Annotated in this window: 17 protein-coding genes and 2 tRNA genes; 3 read left to right on the top strand and 16 right to left on the bottom strand. The window is 28.0% G+C overall.

Annotated elements, in window-relative coordinates; all coding sequences use genetic code 11:
* Positions 1-51 precede the first annotated feature (51 nt).
* The 3 genes from B3Z56_RS00095 to B3Z56_RS00085 form a co-directional block, all read right to left on the bottom strand.
* Entirely contained in the window at positions 52-1,542 is a 1,491-nt protein-coding gene (locus tag B3Z56_RS00095) for a methyl-accepting chemotaxis protein (RefSeq protein ID WP_346878013.1), read from the bottom strand.
* Positions 1,543-1,660: 118 nt separating this feature from the next.
* Positions 1,661-2,557, bottom strand: a complete 897-nt coding sequence (locus B3Z56_RS00090) for an HD domain-containing protein (protein WP_035130803.1) — start codon at positions 2,555-2,557, stop codon at positions 1,661-1,663.
* A 79-nt stretch (positions 2,558-2,636) separates the two neighbouring features.
* Positions 2,637-3,269, bottom strand: coding sequence for a DUF1836 domain-containing protein (locus B3Z56_RS00085; protein ID WP_346877487.1), 633 nt, complete (start codon positions 3,267-3,269; stop codon positions 2,637-2,639).
* Between the two features lie 719 nt (positions 3,270-3,988).
* Between B3Z56_RS00085 and B3Z56_RS00080 the strand changes: the two genes are divergently transcribed.
* The gene (locus B3Z56_RS00080) at positions 3,989-4,234 is read left to right on the top strand and encodes an AbrB/MazE/SpoVT family DNA-binding domain-containing protein (protein WP_035130802.1); all 246 of its coding nucleotides are present in this window, start codon (positions 3,989-3,991) and stop codon (positions 4,232-4,234) included.
* A gap of 126 nt (positions 4,235-4,360) precedes the next feature.
* Here the strand turns inward: B3Z56_RS00080 and B3Z56_RS00075 are convergent, their stop codons facing one another.
* The 3 genes from B3Z56_RS00075 to B3Z56_RS00065 form a co-directional block, all read right to left on the bottom strand.
* Positions 4,361-5,485 carry a C40 family peptidase gene (locus tag B3Z56_RS00075; RefSeq protein ID WP_346877486.1) on the bottom strand — a complete coding sequence of 375 codons (1,125 nt, stop codon included), beginning with the start codon at positions 5,483-5,485 and terminating at the stop codon, positions 4,361-4,363.
* A 184-nt stretch (positions 5,486-5,669) separates the two neighbouring features.
* Positions 5,670-6,512: a 16S rRNA (cytidine(1402)-2'-O)-methyltransferase gene (gene rsmI, locus B3Z56_RS00070; RefSeq protein ID WP_346877485.1), complete on the bottom strand. Its 843-nt coding sequence runs from the start codon at positions 6,510-6,512 to the stop codon at positions 5,670-5,672.
* Positions 6,513-6,542: 30 nt separating this feature from the next.
* Positions 6,543-7,289 carry a tRNA1(Val) (adenine(37)-N6)-methyltransferase gene (locus tag B3Z56_RS00065; protein ID WP_346846919.1) on the bottom strand — a complete coding sequence of 249 codons (747 nt, stop codon included), beginning with the start codon at positions 7,287-7,289 and terminating at the stop codon, positions 6,543-6,545.
* 546 nt (positions 7,290-7,835) lie between these two features.
* Between B3Z56_RS00065 and B3Z56_RS00060 the strand changes: the two genes are divergently transcribed.
* Positions 7,836-8,495, top strand: a complete 660-nt coding sequence (locus B3Z56_RS00060; protein ID WP_346846918.1) for a type II toxin-antitoxin system VapC family toxin — start codon at positions 7,836-7,838, stop codon at positions 8,493-8,495.
* Between the two features lie 113 nt (positions 8,496-8,608).
* Here the strand turns inward: B3Z56_RS00060 and B3Z56_RS00055 are convergent, their stop codons facing one another.
* From B3Z56_RS00055 to B3Z56_RS00020, 8 genes are all read right to left on the bottom strand, one after another.
* Entirely contained in the window at positions 8,609-9,271 is a 663-nt protein-coding gene (locus tag B3Z56_RS00055) for a LysM peptidoglycan-binding domain-containing protein (RefSeq protein ID WP_346878012.1), read from the bottom strand.
* Positions 9,272-9,410: 139 nt separating this feature from the next.
* Positions 9,411-9,614, bottom strand: coding sequence for a heavy-metal-associated domain-containing protein (locus tag B3Z56_RS00050; protein ID WP_346846916.1), 204 nt, complete (start codon positions 9,612-9,614; stop codon positions 9,411-9,413).
* Between the two features lie 10 nt (positions 9,615-9,624).
* Positions 9,625-10,533, bottom strand: coding sequence for a stage 0 sporulation family protein (locus B3Z56_RS00045; RefSeq protein ID WP_346846915.1), 909 nt, complete (start codon positions 10,531-10,533; stop codon positions 9,625-9,627).
* Between the two features lie 2 nt (positions 10,534-10,535).
* On the bottom strand, positions 10,536-11,465 hold the full coding sequence (locus B3Z56_RS00040; protein WP_346878011.1) for a DNA polymerase III subunit delta': 930 nt from the start codon (positions 11,463-11,465) through the stop codon (positions 10,536-10,538).
* A gap of 76 nt (positions 11,466-11,541) precedes the next feature.
* A complete protein-coding gene (locus B3Z56_RS00035; protein WP_035130781.1) occupies positions 11,542-11,871 on the bottom strand; it encodes a cyclic-di-AMP receptor in 330 nt (109 codons plus the stop codon).
* A gap of 20 nt (positions 11,872-11,891) precedes the next feature.
* Positions 11,892-12,518, bottom strand: coding sequence for a dTMP kinase (tmk, locus tag B3Z56_RS00030; protein ID WP_346877481.1), 627 nt, complete (start codon positions 12,516-12,518; stop codon positions 11,892-11,894).
* A gap of 41 nt (positions 12,519-12,559) precedes the next feature.
* The gene (locus B3Z56_RS00025) at positions 12,560-13,996 is read right to left on the bottom strand and encodes an aminotransferase class I/II-fold pyridoxal phosphate-dependent enzyme (RefSeq protein WP_346878010.1); all 1,437 of its coding nucleotides are present in this window, start codon (positions 13,994-13,996) and stop codon (positions 12,560-12,562) included.
* Positions 13,978-14,184 (bottom strand): sigma factor G inhibitor Gin, encoded by a 207-nt coding sequence (locus B3Z56_RS00020; protein WP_035130775.1) that lies wholly within the window; start codon positions 14,182-14,184, stop codon positions 13,978-13,980. The genes B3Z56_RS00025 and B3Z56_RS00020 overlap by 19 nt, the downstream gene beginning before the upstream one ends.
* A gap of 468 nt (positions 14,185-14,652) precedes the next feature.
* On the opposite strand from B3Z56_RS00020, the gene B3Z56_RS00015 reads away from it, so the two are divergent.
* Positions 14,653-15,813 carry a hypothetical protein gene (locus B3Z56_RS00015; protein WP_346878009.1) on the top strand — a complete coding sequence of 387 codons (1,161 nt, stop codon included), beginning with the start codon at positions 14,653-14,655 and terminating at the stop codon, positions 15,811-15,813.
* 125 nt (positions 15,814-15,938) lie between these two features.
* Here B3Z56_RS00015 and B3Z56_RS00010 read toward each other — a convergent pair.
* Positions 15,939-16,012 (bottom strand) — tRNA-Cys (locus B3Z56_RS00010).
* 4 nt (positions 16,013-16,016) lie between these two features.
* Positions 16,017-16,092 (bottom strand) — tRNA-Phe (locus tag B3Z56_RS00005).
* Positions 16,093-16,117: the final 25 nt, after the last annotated feature.

The raw sequence follows: 16,117 nt of genomic DNA, 5'->3' as shown, positions 1-16,117 counted from the left end.
AAGAGTGCATTATTTTTTTAATATATTGATCCCAATGACTAAAAATTCTATTTATTTGAAGTACTTACTTATTTCCTCTATTGAACTATTTAACACTGCTGCTATATTTTCTAGTTCCTTAGAATTATTTAGATTTTCATGAGATATGGTTGAAGTTTCTTCAGAACTTGCCATGGTTTCTTGGGCTATACCTGATAGATTTGTAATGTTATCATGAATTTTTTCACTGCTATCTAAAATTGCAGATACCTTAGAAACCACACCTATCATTTCCTCTTTTACTGTAGACACATTTTTCTGAATAGTTGAAAATGCTTTATTTGTATCTTTAACCAATTGTTGTTGTTCATCATTAGCATGAACTAATTCTTCTACCTCTAAAACTGATACATTAGTATCTTCTTCTAGAGACTTCAGTATATTTCCTATCTCTAGTGAGTTATTTTTACTCTCAGCTGCTAATTTCTTTATTTCATCTGCTACCACAGCAAATCCTTTTCCACTTTCACCAACCCTAGCTGCTTCAATTGCAGCATTTAATGCTAGAAGATTAGTTTGCTCTGAAATAGATGATATAACATTAGTTATTTCCGCAATATTAGATGATTTTTCAGCTAGTTCCTTCATAATGTCACTAACCTTTTTATTTTTGCTCATAATATATTCACTTTTCTTAGATAATTCATGAACAATTTTTATTCCATTGTCTATTACCTCATCAGCTTCCTCAGAGGATTGTTTAACAACAGTAGTTACCTCTTCAGTCTCTGTTATTTCATGCTTTATATTATTTACTAAATTAGTCTGACTCTCAATTTCTTTGCTAGTATTAGTTGCCCCTATTGCTATTTCATCTATAGATGAGTTTACAATTTCTGTACTTTGACCTATTAAAGAAACAATTCCTCTAAGCTCATTAGATTTTTCTTTAACTACAGTATATACATTGGATAAATCTATTAACATTTTTTGTTGTATATTACTATTTTCATTTAATTCTTCTACATTTTTATTTATATCTTTATTCATTTTAGAAATAAATTGTGTAACTATTACAAGCGTTGGCAAAAACATTATAGTAGTACCTAAAATCCCACTTAACTCAGCGCTATTTCCTAACTTTACCTGCATATATGCATATATCAGTATAGATATTAAATTTATTCCACCAACAGTAGTTATTAATTTTAAATCCAAGTATAAAACTAAACTTAGTATAAATGGAAATCCAGCTGCAAAAGCAGATGCACAGGATGATGTGAGTAATATATATGTATCTACTAATAAAAATCCTGTAGCCAAAACCCATCTCATTATGTTATTTGATGAGTTTTTCATATATAAGAATATGGCTATAAAATAGGCTATACCTGCTACTAATATATTATATATTGCAAATCCAATCCTTCTATCTCCCCTATAAACTTGTAGAACTGAACCTGCTACTGTAACAAACATAATACTTAGGAATACAATTAACATTAATTTATTTACTTTAGTAATATAATTGTTATAGTTCTCTTTATGTTCATTTTTCCCCATAATAATTCCCCCCATATTTTTACTCGATTGAATTATCGTACCATTGTATATACATCTTAATATATATTTTGAAAATAAAACCATAAAACAAACTACCTAAGTAATTCGCTTTATGGTTTTATATAAATAATTTAGTTTCTATCTTTTTTTCATAATCCGACCACGTATCATGTATTGTTTTATCTTTTACCTTTGATACCTTATTCATAGTAGCATCAAGATAATCTGCATAATGCACTATAAAAGCCTCTTCTGTATTTGGCCCTTTAGGAGATCCATACTCCGGTTTTCCATGATGTTGAACAATACATCCTTTAATTCGATTTTTAAAGTCCTCACTATAAAATCCAGGGTTATTTTTAAATGCTTCTTCTATCATAGTTATACCTATAACTATATGACCTTCCATTTCACCTCTCATGGTTGGTTTAAATCTTCCAATTGACGAATATTCATATATCTTTCCAATATCATGAAGTTTTGCTGCTAATATAGCAATTTCCTTATATCGACAATTATACCTATATGCAAGTTTCTTTGCCCAATAGGTTACATTAAGAGTGTGTTCTGCAAGCCCACCTATATATGTATGGTGTTCTAACCCTCCAATTCCTTGAGAAAAATCATTTATAAATTTCTTATCACAAAAAAAATATTTATCTAAAGACATAACCTCTTCACATTTAAATTGTTGAGTTGTCATTTCTTCTAATTCATCTAATATAAATTTTACATCTCTTTTTACACAGTTCATAAAATCATTTAAATTATAACTAGATTTTGATAAATCTATCTTCACTATACTATTGTCTTTTATACTAACATTTACTACATCACCTATATTTAGTACTTTGTTGTAATTATTTTCAACTTTAAGCCTTAATTCGCCTGTAATATCTCCTAGGGTATATATTATCTCATCTTTATATATTTTTTTATCTTTAATCATAAGTAACAATTCTACTAAATCCTTATTAGTACTATTAGCTACTTGAATCAAATATATTGATTTCATAACCTCATCTCCTTATAAAGCCATCTATTATGTATCTTTTCATAAGAAGATATTTTTATTCTTTGATCCATATAATATTTTACTTATATTTATCTCCAAATTCTTCAACTAACGTAGTAACTAGTTTTTTTATATTACTTGCATGAGCTACTAAAATCATAACTAATAAGAATATTAATATTCTTTCTTTATCTTCATTATTAAACTCATACTTTTCTAAGTGTCTTCTAATTATTTCTTCTAAATCCTTCTCTTCTCCACTAAAAAATAATTCTATATTCTTTTGCTGTAAATCACTAAATAATTTAAAGGTATCTTCCCATGAAAGAATATCATCCTCTCTATTATTTATATCATTAAAAGCTAATCTAAATACACTTTTTATTTCATCTGTTGTCAAAATCGGCCTCATATATCCTAATAAAACCAATTGAGCTAAATGCAGTTTAGTATATCCTCTTTTTTTACCATCTTCCGGCTTAGAAATAACTTCGCTCTTTATATAATTTTGAAGTATGCTATTAGTAAATTTATCGTGCTTAAACTTATCGTTAAGATAATCTTTAACTTGTGATAAGAATAAATCATACTGTGGTAATTCATCATACTGTATTATACTTTTTTCAGTATTCTCACCTATCATCTCCGAAAATTTAGATACCACCTCTTGGAAAATATTCCCATTAATTCTTTCTCTATCATTCATTTTCATCCCTCACTTTAATAACCTTTTTAATATTTAACATATTCTTGCCTTAATACTAGTTAAATATATGATAATGTAAATTTTTGTACACTACTTCATATTAATTATAAAAGATAATGTCTATATTTACAAATATCTTATAAAATAAAAGTCGAATTATTTATTCATGGATTATGAAATTAATATAAATTATTCATTCAAATATAAGCACATATCAATATTATTAACAATAATCACATTTTACTAACATATTATTATAAATAATATCAACATCAGCTGTTGATTAATATATACATGATAATTCCTATAATTCCATTAACTTTAGAAATTTTTATATATTATCCACATTATCCACAGATGGGTTGTGCATAATATTTTTTATTTTCTGTCTAGAACACTGAATAATATGACTGTACCTCCTTCAAATTTTGATATTTTTTGTAGAATCAATTCGCAAACTAAATAAAATAGTATTGAAAATAAGCATCTTTATGTTAAAATATTAAATTATAAGTTAAATTATTCATCTTTTCCTTATTATGTGATTAATACTACTATAATAGATTATATATTAATGGCATATAATGTAATAAATTTATTTTTTTTATCATTTTTTATTGACTTATGATTTTTCTTGTATTATAGTTATTATATGGTATTAAATATAATATCTGCTAACTAAATTTTATTTGATTACATAATCAAAAATATAGGAGGAATTTATTATGAAATCAACTGGTGTTGTAAGAAAAGTAGACGAGTTAGGGAGAATAGTTATCCCAGTAGAATTGAGAAGGACTTTAGATATTGACGTTAAGGACGCTCTTGAAATATACGTAGATGGTGAGCAAGTTATATTAAAGAAATATGAACCTGCATGCATCTTCTGTGGAGATGCTCGTGATGTGGTTAACTATAAATCTAAAAACATCTGTCAAAAATGTCTAAATGAATTAAAGAATCAACAATAAACAATAAAAACGTTACTTATTTCTAAGTAACGTTTTTATTATTTATATCGTATATACTATATAAATCTATTTACCCAACCTAAAATAAAAGACCAGCAATTAAATTACTGATCTTATCTTAAGAAATTAATATCTTCTTGCCCCTATATAATCGTGTCTACTCATAGGCGATATCTTTACAACCTCATTATCTTGAGGAGCATGAAGGTAAGAATTATTACCTACATATATACCAACATGGTATGCATATCCACCTGAACCAAAGAATACCAAATCTCCTGGTTGAGGATTAGAAACTGGCGTTCCTTTATTCATTTGATCCTGTGCTACTCTAGGAAGATTTATTCCATTGGCAGCATATACATATCTAGTTAAGCCTGAACAATCAAAAGTATTAGGACCATTTCCACCCCATTGGTATGGAACTCCTAAAAATTTATATGCATAGCCAACTATAGAGCTTCCTGAAGCATTTGGAGGTGCTATCACATTTGAATCACCACTGCCTCCCCTACTAGGTCTATTAGAACTAGTACTACCATTACTAACATACTGCGTTATTTGTCTCTTAGTCTCTTCTAATTGAGCTTCATTTTCCTTCACAGCTGCGTCAAATAAGTCTCTATTAGCTTCCGCTTTAGCTAAAGCCTTTTTATGTTCTGCTCTTTTTTCTTCTAATTGAGCTAATTTTTTATTGTTTTCTTCTTGTAATGCATCTAGCTTTACTTTTTCATCTTGAACTACTTTTTTCTCTTTTTCAATAGTTTCTATTTTTTCATTTAAACTACTAACAATTTCTTTATCAGAGCCTATCATTATATTTATGTTATTTAATCTACACATGAAATCTGATATACTCTTTGAGTTTAAAAGCGCCTCAACATAACTATCCATACCATTAATGTACATCGCTCTCATTCTCTCACTAAACATTTCATTTTGTTCTTTTATATCACTTTCAGTAGCTTGTACCCTCTTGTTGCTCTCTTCAATTTTGCCTTCCGCTTCAAGAATTTCAGCATTTAACTCTTCTATACCTATAGATATATCTTCCATCTGAGAATTTACTGACTGTATTGAAGCTTCTATCTCATCGACTTGCTCTTGAGCACTTTTATAGTTGTTTTTGTTTTCTTCCAACTTTTGCTCATATGTTGATCTATCACTATTTGGATCTGCAAATGCACTAGTTCCAACACAAGAAATAGACAATGCTAAAGCAAGTACTAATGATATACTCTTCTTATTCAAAAAAATTCCCTCCCCCTCATTTATAAATCTCATTTACCATTATAACACTATAATGATTGTTATCTCAAGTAATTTAGAAAAAAAATGAGACAACCATCTATTTTTTAATAGATATACAGTAAATATATTCAATATAAATTATCATATTCCTTCTAATTTTAAAAACTTTTCAAAATGCTTTTGTTTATATATGAATTCCAAACTTATATACCTCTGATTTGTGTAGGTTTCTTTCCTTCGCAACTTTTTTTATTGCTTCTTTTTTATTTAATCCTTGATTTATATAATCTTTTATATGATCCTCAATACTCATATCTACCCACTTAGATTTCATTTCTTCCATAATCTCAGTCTTACTTTTTCCTTCTAACACTAGTACATATTCACCCTTAGGCTTATTTTCTTTATAATGGTCTATACACTCTTCTAATGTTCCCCTTAATATAGTTTCATGAAGTTTCGTAAGCTCCTTGCATATTGCAATATTTCTATTACCTAAGTTATCTTTTAAGAAATTTAAAGTGGATTCTAATCTATGTGGCGCCTCATAGAATATTAAAGTTTCTTGCCTATCTGCTAACCCCTCTATAACCTCTTTTCTATCCTTATTTTCTCTAGATAAAAATCCTACAAATAAAAATTTATCTGTATTTAGTCCAGAATAAACTAGCGCAGTAGTAATTGCTGTTGCTCCAGGATACACTTCAAATTCTATATTTTCTTCAATACATCTTTTCACTATAATAGCACCTGGATCTGAAATTCCTGGAGTCCCTGCATCGCTTATTATAGCTATATTTTTGCCTTCTATTAATCTATTTATTATGTCCTCACTTTTCCCGTTCTCATTATGTTTATGATAACTTATCAATGTTTTTCTTATGTTAAAATGATTTAAAAGCTTTAAACTCTGTCTTGTATCTTCACATGCAATTATATCTACACTTTTTAAAGTTTCAAGGGCCCTAAGAGTTATATCTTTTAGATTTCCTATTGGAGTAGGTATTAAATATAATTTACCACTCACTTTTACTCACCTCTTCTATCCTTTGTCTTATTAATCTAACCATTGTGAATTATACATTGCTTTAATTTCCTCTGAATAAGAATCATCCTCCATATGTACATATAATGGATCTTCTATTTTTAAGAATGCTCCCCCATCCCTTTGTCCTTCTACTAATAATATATTAGGTGCCTTTCCTGGTTTAGGATGAATAAATCTTATTCTCTTTGGTTCTATTTTATACTTTCTCATAAGAGTAAATATATCTACTATTCTATCTGGTCTATGTACCATAAAAAGTTTACCATTATCCTTTAATAACGTCCTAGCTGCGATTATAACATCTTCTAATGTGCAGCATACCTCATGTCTAGCAATGGCATTCTTATCACTGTCATTGAGTATCCCAGAGCTATATAACTTATATGGTGGATTTACAGTAACTATATCTACTCTACCTAATGATTTTAAAAGTTCCTTATCCTTTAAATCCCCTTCTATGAACTTAATCTCATCACTAAAATTATTATACATAGCAGTTCTATTTGCCATTTCAGCAAACTCTCCTTGTATCTCTACACCCTTTATTACTCCACATTGACTCTTACCTTTAATTATAAGTGGAATTATTCCTGTTCCACTACACAAGTCAATAACAGTTGCATTTTTTTTTACCTTAGAAAAATTGGCTAAAAGTACTGCATCAACTCCAAATCTAAATCCCTCTTTTTTTTGTATGATATGAATACCCTTTAATTGTAAGTCATCTAACGTTTCATCTATGTTTATTAAACTCATAATATAAAATTCCTTTCTAATACCCAGATTACACATATCTTATTATATAATAAGTTGCTATGTTTTTCATCTTATCCATAATATCTATAAAATAACTACTAATTATCCAAAAATTTATTCTTAAAATTACAAAATCCCCTTGAGTAGTTATAAATATTTAACTATCAAGGGGAAATCTTTTTATTTTTACATACTATAATATAGGGGGATGCAATATGTTTTTTCTAGTATTTTATAAATAATATATACTAAATAAAACATATTGCATTTAGGGTTTATATTTATGATTTAATTTGTCATTTATCCGATGACTACCAGCTCTAATACGCCCATCTTTTTCAAAGTGGGAGTAAAGAGCTGCTACGTCCCTGGATAACGATTTCTAGAGCTTCGAAGAAGCTAAGAACTCTGTTTATATTATTACCAACATTAATAGGAATATACAATTATATTTAACTTATTACTTAAGTAGCAGTAATAACTAATGGTTTAATTTAATATAATACAATAATCATTCAGTATAATCAATTAAGAAAGGTTTGCATTATGGAAATATTATTTTACCCATTTTCATCAATAGATTTTCAATCAAGTACTTCTATATTGTTAGATGCATCATTTTTGTTAAGTTTAGTTTATGATGATGATATAAAACATACTGAATGTATAGAAGTATTCAGAATATTACTCAATAACCAGTGCAAACTTTTAGTTACAAATATAATTTCTGCTGAAGTTTTAAATCAAATTATGTATAAAATATTTATGATAGATATACGTCACAAAATTGATAAAGAAAGCGCCTTTAATTCTCAAACAAATATAAAACAAATTCTATCATCCTTTAGTAAATATGATAGAAAAATTATAAAGGATAAAAGAATAGATAAGCTAAGAGAAATTCCCTATAAAAAGTATTTTGATAACCTATCTAAAAACAGTTCTAAAAGAGATCTGCTAAGTATTTATTATAAGACTGCTGTAACCATGCACAATCAACTTGAAAACACCGTTAAATACGAATATGTTGAAATAAATAAGCTCTGTATGAGTAAGACTAAAGAAATAATGATTAAAAACCTATTGTCTATAAATGATGCTACACATATAGCTACTTGTATATGTCATAATATACATTATTTATTAACTCTAGATAGTGACTTTGTTTATGCCAATTGTGATTCTGTTAAAATATTGAAAATATAGCCATGTAGTATTTCTACATGGCTATATTTCAGCCTATAAAACCTTAAAACTGTTTTATAGGCTATGGTATTACTTCAGATATCTCCTTAATCTAAAGTTAATTTATTCGTATATTATTTATTAGGTATACATAAAGTGTCTTCAACTTTTATTGTATCCTCATTTAGGTTATTATGAGCTTTAATTAATTCAATTCCATCCATTATATACATATTGGATAAATACTCCTTAGATATGCTAAATAATGTATCGCCTGATTTAACAACATACTTAATGTGATCAGTATGTTCTGCTGCATTAGCTGAAGCTACCTCTTCTGATTTTTGGTCTGATTTTTTTTCTCCTGTTACCAATGAAGTTTCATAAGATATAATAAGTTTTTGTCCTGATGAAATAGTATCATCTTTATTCATATTATTTCTTGTTAATATTTCTGCTACTACTTCATTTGGGTCAGAGCTTGGCATGTAAGTTCTAGCTATACTATAAAGTGTATCATTAGCTTTTACTGTATAGTATCCTTCTTTTACTTCTTCCATACCTGTATCTTTTTTATCTTCTTGTCCTAGTGTAGTTTTATCATTGCCCTTTGTGCTATCAGTATTCTCTTTATTTTCATTTATAGCTTCATTAGTCTTTGAGTTAGTTGTTGTAGCTGGTTTGTTACTAGTTTCTTTATTTTGATCTTTATTTCCTATATAGCTTACAGAAAAAAATATTCCACCCAAAACAATTGCACAGCTTATAGCTATTATTATTTGTTTTTTAAATTTCATAATTAACACCTCTCTATATTTTAATACTACTATTTAAATAATTAACAAATTTATATAAAATATACATGTTTAATTAATTTTGTTTATTTTTATGCAAAAAAAATCCTTGTAGCTTTATATCTACAAGGATTCTGAGTACTTATATAACTGTATAACCACTATTCTCTATGGATTCAATTATATCCTCTATGTTTATAAAATAATTGTCATAAACAATTTCTACTTCTTTTTTAACTTTGTGTATTCCACAGGCTATAACCCCTTCATTGGCGGATATGGCATTCTTAACTCTTGTAACATCTTTACTTGTAACCATATCACAAACTTTAAGTGTAGTCTTCATATCCTTCCTCCTAATTTTCTTTAAATAGCTCTTTAATTAGTGTAGGGTCTTCAGCTTGATTTTCTAATTCCTTTAAATCAATTTCATTAATTATATCTTCATAGCTACCAGATATTAATGTTAAATCATTTATACTAACTACTTTAATATCATCTTCACCATCTTTTATGTTTACTTTTACTTTTACCGCCTCTTTAACTACACTATTAGAAACTACTTCTCCTTTTCCATAGCATGTATCTACTATAGAACCTACCTTAGGTAATCTTTTTCTTATCCCTTCATATGTTTCTTGCTCATAATTTAAACAACACATAAGTCTTCCACATATTCCTGATATTTTAGTAGGGTTTAAAGATAGGTTTTGTTCCTTTGCCATTTTTATTGATACTGGGGCAAATTCACCTAAAAATGTAGAGCAACATAAACTTCTTCCACAAGGTCCAAGACCTCCAGTCATCTTAGCTTCATCCCTAACACCAATTTGTCTTAATTCTATTCTAGTTCTGAAAATTGATGCCAGATCTTTAACTAATTCTCTGAAATCTACTCTACCATCTGCTGTAAAATAGAATATTACTTTATTATTGTCAAAAGTATATTCTACATCTATAAGCTTCATAGTTAAATCATGGGCCTTTATTTTCTCAAGACATATCTTAAAAGCTTCTTCTTCCTTTTCTTTATTAGTTTTATTTGCATTTATATCTTCCTCTAAAGCTTTCCTTATCACATTCTTTAAAGGAGCTACAATTTCACCTTCTCTGAGCTCTTTCATTCCAACTACACACTCACCAAACTCAATTCCTCTTGCGGTTTCAACAACTACAAAGTCACCTTTTTTTATATCCAAATCACCAGGATTAAAATAATATATCTTACCTGCCTTTTTAAATCTTACTCCTATTACTGTTATCATATTTAAACCTCCTGCATTCTCAAAACCATCGTTATAAATGCCAATGACGAGTTTACATTATTTTTTAAAGTTTTTCTTGTATCATCTACAACTTTAATCATACCATTTAATTTACTTAATGAAAATATATTAACTAAATCTTTAATATCGGATATTTTATCAATATTTATTATAATCTCTTCATCTCCAACTTCTTTATAAATAATTATATCTCTTATTATGGTTATAATTACATCTAAAATATCCTCTTCCATATTTTTATAATCACTAAAAAACTTTTCATATAATAAAGAAGTTTCATAATCTTTATCCTTAATTTTATATATAAGTTTAAAAATTGTATTTCTTATTAAACTAAAATCCTCATTTTCTATTAAACTCTCCGCTTTTCCTGGTATTCCTTTTGCAAAAGAAATAGCCACTAACATCTTATTTTCTTCAATTCCTGTATATCTATTCTTAAGAAATAAAATCATCTCTTCCTTTGATAGTGGTTTTAGTTTATGTATGCCACACCTGGATTTAATTGTATCCAACATGCTTTCTAATTCTTCACATAATATAAATATATAAACATTAGCTGGTGGTTCTTCTATAGTCTTTAAAAATGCATTTTGTGCTTGAAATGTAATCTTATCACCGTTGTCTATGATAATAACCTTTCTATCCCTCTCAAAAGGTTTCTTATTACATTCTTCTATAATAGTCCTAATAGTATTCACTCCTATGGATGCTTTTCCCTTATCTAAAGACCAATTAATTATATCTACATGTTCTCTTACTTCATCTATTCCTAAGAGCCTTGATGCTATAAATTTAGCTAAGACACTTTTCCCTATACCTTTTTCTCCAACTAGTATATGAGCATGAGTAAATTTATTATTATTAATTGCTTCAATTAAGCTATTTATTATATTTTCATGACCTATCATACTCATTTGCTCCTTCCTATATAATAAATAATGTACAATAAGTTTAACCTATTGTACATTATTTTACTTAAATATATTATACTCTTAAAAACTTATCTACATCAACAACAAATATAGTAGCACCACCTATATTTACCTCTACAGGATACGGAACATATACTCCTGTAGATCCAGCAACCGGAGAAGGTGATGATATAAGTTGTTTTCTAACTTTGCAGATTTCTTCTATATATCCTAAAACAGTATCAACTTTCTCTACCTCTACACCTATCATTAATGTGGTATTTCCAGCTTTTAAAAATCCACCTGTAGTTGCAAGCTTTGTAACCCTTAACCCATTCTCTGTTAAGATATCGATTAAATCCATAGCATCGTCATCTTGAACTATCGCAATTATTAATTTCATATAATACCCCTCCTAAATATTTATTTATGCTCTATATAGGATTCAACTCTATTTACTATGTTCCTATAAATATTTTCTATAGAGTCGTCTCCATTTATTAATTCTATTTTATCATAAATACTACTAATTTTTGAATATCCTTCAAAAACTTTTTTATGAAAATCCATACCAACATTCTCAAGTCTATCTAATTCCCGTTGATTTTTCTTTCTTCCAATTCCTTTATCATATGGAATACTTATCATAAATACTAAATCCGCTTCAAGTCCACCTAAAGCACAATCATTTATAGATTTGACAGTGTCTATTCCCAAATCTCTAGCAATTCCTTGATAAACTATAGATGAATATACAAATCTATCACATAAGACTACCTTCCCTTCAGCAATTGCAGGCTTTATTACCTCTTTTATAAGCTGAGCTCTCGCCGCAGCATATAGTAAAGCCTCACACATGTTATCCATTTCTTGGTTATCATTATCTAAAATTACCGCCCTAATTTTTTCGCTAATTTTAGTTCCTCCAGGTTCTCTCGTTCTTATAACTTCAATCCCCTTATCTACAAAATATTTTTCTAATAATTCTATTTGTGTAGATTTTCCACTACCATCTGGACCTTCTAATGCTATTAATAACCCTTTATTCAAAAAACTTACCTCCAAACATATCTTTTCCTATAGTTTCTTTGCTATTTTATTATAATTAAGTTATTTTCCTTCACTCCTAATAATGTAACATTATTATCTATATAATATCCTATTATATCAATAATATCTTTCGTAATAATCTCTCCTGGCATTATTAGTGGTACCCCAGGTGGATATGGGACAATAGCTTGTCCGCACACTTTATTTACGGAATCTTTAATACTACACTCAACTTTTTTCATATTTAGAGTTTCCCATGGTAATTTATCTATTAGTGGAATTTCATACTGCATAGGCTTTACATATTGATCTACTAAAGTATCCTTATTGCACTCTTTTAGTATTCTATAAAGTTTATCAAAATCATCTCTGGTGTTTGAAGTAGCAAAAATCAATACTACATTTCTTGAGTCACTCATTTCACATTGAATCTTATTAACTTTTAAATAATCTAGTAATAGATGTCCACTAAATCCTTTAGGTACATTTATAACATATCTAGTTTTATCTATATATACCTTATTTCTAGTTGATGAACTTTTCTTAATTATATCATGCTCATCTATTATATGATAAAAATCAATGTGATTTATTTTTTTTCTATATTCCTCACATAAATTAATTAATATACTGTAATCCTTACTTCCATACTTCTGTAAATAATATCTACTATAATCCATGCTGGCAAGAAATAAATATGAAGGACTCGTTGTCAAAAACATGCTAGTATAGAAGTTAACCTCATCTAAAAGATCATCACAATTAACGTGTAAAAATGATGTTTGTGTTAAGCTTGGTAATGTTTTATGAGCACTTTGAACAACCATATCGCAACCTAGCTTAAGCGGATTATCAGGCAATTCATCTATAACTCCAAAATGTGCTCCATGAGCACAATCTATTAATACCTTCATATTATATTTCTTGGCTTCTTTTACTATTTCCTCTAACTCTGTACATATGCCATAATAATTAGGGTATGTTAATAATATTCCCCTAGCATCTTGATTTTCCTTTATTAATTTAAATAGATGCTTCTTATTAATAGAAAAAGGAGCATCATATTTTTCATTTACCTCATTCATAACATATATAGGCTTTAACTTACGTAATATTATACTATTGAATACTGATCTATGACAGTTTCTTTCTACGATTATTTTTTCGCCTTCTTTAAATGTAGCAAATATCATAATCATGTTTCCTGATGTACTTCCATTAACTAAAAAGTAAGATTTTTTACTCCCATAGTAATTAGCAAGTTGTTCTTGTCCTTCTTTTATTATGCCTGTAGGATTATGAAGATTATCTAAGCCCTCTACCTCAGTAATATCAAAGTTAATGAAATTATCTAATAAAATCTTTCCTTCTTTTGTATCTTCATATGCTTTTCCCATTTTATGTCCAGGCATAGCAAAATAGCTATTTTCTTCTTTTTTATATTTCAATAGTGCATCTACTATCGGTAATCTTGGCACTTATCACTCACTCCTCTTGGTATAAGTTGAACTATATTCTTTTTAATACAGTTCTTATAAAATTCATAAAAATCTGTACTAGTTTCTATTGTTAATAATCTTCTTTCACAGTTCTCACAAATTCTTCGTCCATATATAAGTATACCATTATCTAGAGGCTTTCTGCATATAATACATTCCTTATTCATATTTTTCCCCCTCAAAATTTATCCAATAGAACTTGTTAGTCTATTATTATATTGTCTTTGAATAAGTCAACTTAGTTAAAATAGAGTAATCCTTCTAAGTTTTATCCATGTTAAGACTGTCTTAATTATCGCCCCTTATAATATATTTTATTCATGAAATCCCTTTTTTTATTTTGTCCAAAAAAAAAATTTCATCTTATAATTCATACTTTTTCTACCTTAAATAACATCAAGTATAATGTTAATAAATTAATAAACCCATATATCTATTAATCTACATAAATTGTCTAATTTTCTTGTATTCATAAATACATTTAATAAAAAACTTATTACAAATATAGATACTATTAAAATACTATTTATCTATAAATTTGTTACTGGATAATATAGATATATGTGCACATACTAATTACATAAGGTCAGATATTGATAATATTAGTATCTATAAAATTGTAGGGAGGGTTACAATTGAAACAAAATGTTCTAAGTTTTTTATCTACTATAAAATCTGAAATTCTAGATATTAATAAATTTTTATATGAAAATAGTGAAAACTGTTTTAATGAATATAAATCATCAGATTACATTATAAAACTTTTACAAAAATATAATTTTAATATTGAAAAAAATTTCATAGATATTCCAACTTCATTTCGTGCCAGAATTGGACACAGCCATCCTGAGATATGTTTTATATGTAAATATAGTAGTGGAAGTGATGATGGTCATGTTTTTGGTAATAATGCCAATGCTACTATGTCTTTAGGTGCAGCCATAGGTTTATCTTCTGTCATTGACAAAATAGGAGGTTCTATTCTAGTAATCGGATGTCCAGGGAAATACTCCAATGGTTCAGAAATTATAATGACAAAAGAAAATGTATTTGAAAATTGTAGTGTAATTTTTGCTCCTCATGTGGATAATATAACATCTATTAATAATACTTCTCAAGCATGCACAACCTTACAGCTTGATTATAATAATTTACTTGTTTCTAATGATAATGCTAACCAAAGTTCATTAGATGTTTGTCTACATACGGTACACTTTATAAACGAGTTAGTTAAAAACATCTCAAAAGAATGTTATATGGATCATTTAAATCTTACCTGTGATAATGCATTAGTTGAATATCCTTCATCTGCTAAGGTTAAATTTGAAATTAAATCAAAAAATCATAAGTTATGTCATAAAATCGAAGAAAATATAAGAAGCTATATTAAATGCATAGAAGATATCATAAATATAGATTGCTCTATTAAGCTAATTGAGCTTCCTTGCAAAGAACTTTTAGATAATAAAATAGTAAATAAATTATTTGAAAATAACTTAAAAGAAACTGGATTAATTGAAATGAACTACGGGAAAAAAATGCTATATCCCTTAGGAATTGGTACTGTAAGTCATACTACGCCTACTATATATCCGTCTATATCAATAGTAAGTGATCCATCAATTCACTGTCCATCAAAACAGTTTATGGATTTAACATTAACAGAATATGCTAAATGTAATATATGGAAAGCTATTGAAGCCTTAATTTTAACTTCTATAGATTTAATTGAACGCAAAGATTTAATCTATGAAAGCACTACCTCTCTCTCTAAAAACATTTCTAAAACTTTATAATGGAATAAAAGTGAATTCTTATGTAACATACTATATAAAAATTTATATACTAAATCTAATAATGATATACTATGATTTAATAAGTAAATAAAAAGACTTGTAAACAATATGTTTACAAGTCTTTTTGGAGGCGCCACCCAGATTTGAACTGGGGATAAAGGCTTTGCAGGCCTCTGCCTTACCACTTGGCTATAGCGCCAAACTGGTGGCTCGAGCAGGAATCGAACCAGCGACACGAGGATTTTCAGTCCTCTGCTCTACCGACTGAGCTATCGAGCCACACCTGACCTGGCAACAACCTACC

The sequence above is a fragment of the Clostridium sp. UBA7791 genome (assembly GCF_002480755.1).
Classification (GTDB): domain Bacteria; phylum Bacillota; class Clostridia; order Clostridiales; family Clostridiaceae; genus Clostridium_J; species Clostridium_J sulfidigenes.
This window is presented reverse-complemented; position numbering and strand designations above follow the sequence as displayed.

Coding starts and splice junctions, on each gene's coding strand:
- B3Z56_RS00045 (WP_346846915.1), bottom strand. CDS start 10,533: ATGATAACAGTAATAGGAGTAAGATTTAAAAAGGCAGGTAAGATATAT.
- B3Z56_RS00085 (WP_346877487.1), bottom strand. CDS start 3,269: ATGAAAATGAATGATAGAGAAAGAATTAATGGGAATATTTTCCAAGAG.
- B3Z56_RS00020 (WP_035130775.1), bottom strand. CDS start 14,184: ATGAATAAGGAATGTATTATATGCAGAAAGCCTCTAGATAATGGTATA.
- B3Z56_RS00060 (WP_346846918.1), top strand. CDS start 7,836: ATGGAAATATTATTTTACCCATTTTCATCAATAGATTTTCAATCAAGT.
- B3Z56_RS00095 (WP_346878013.1), bottom strand. CDS start 1,542: ATGGGGAAAAATGAACATAAAGAGAACTATAACAATTATATTACTAAA.
- B3Z56_RS00065 (WP_346846919.1), bottom strand. CDS start 7,289: ATGAGTTTAATAAACATAGATGAAACGTTAGATGACTTACAATTAAAG.
- B3Z56_RS00040 (WP_346878011.1), bottom strand. CDS start 11,465: ATGATAGGTCATGAAAATATAATAAATAGCTTAATTGAAGCAATTAAT.
- B3Z56_RS00090 (WP_035130803.1), bottom strand. CDS start 2,557: ATGAAATCAATATATTTGATTCAAGTAGCTAATAGTACTAATAAGGAT.
- B3Z56_RS00050 (WP_346846916.1), bottom strand. CDS start 9,614: ATGAAGACTACACTTAAAGTTTGTGATATGGTTACAAGTAAAGATGTT.
- B3Z56_RS00080 (WP_035130802.1), top strand. CDS start 3,989: ATGAAATCAACTGGTGTTGTAAGAAAAGTAGACGAGTTAGGGAGAATA.
- B3Z56_RS00055 (WP_346878012.1), bottom strand. CDS start 9,271: ATGAAATTTAAAAAACAAATAATAATAGCTATAAGCTGTGCAATTGTT.
- B3Z56_RS00035 (WP_035130781.1), bottom strand. CDS start 11,871: ATGAAATTAATAATTGCGATAGTTCAAGATGACGATGCTATGGATTTA.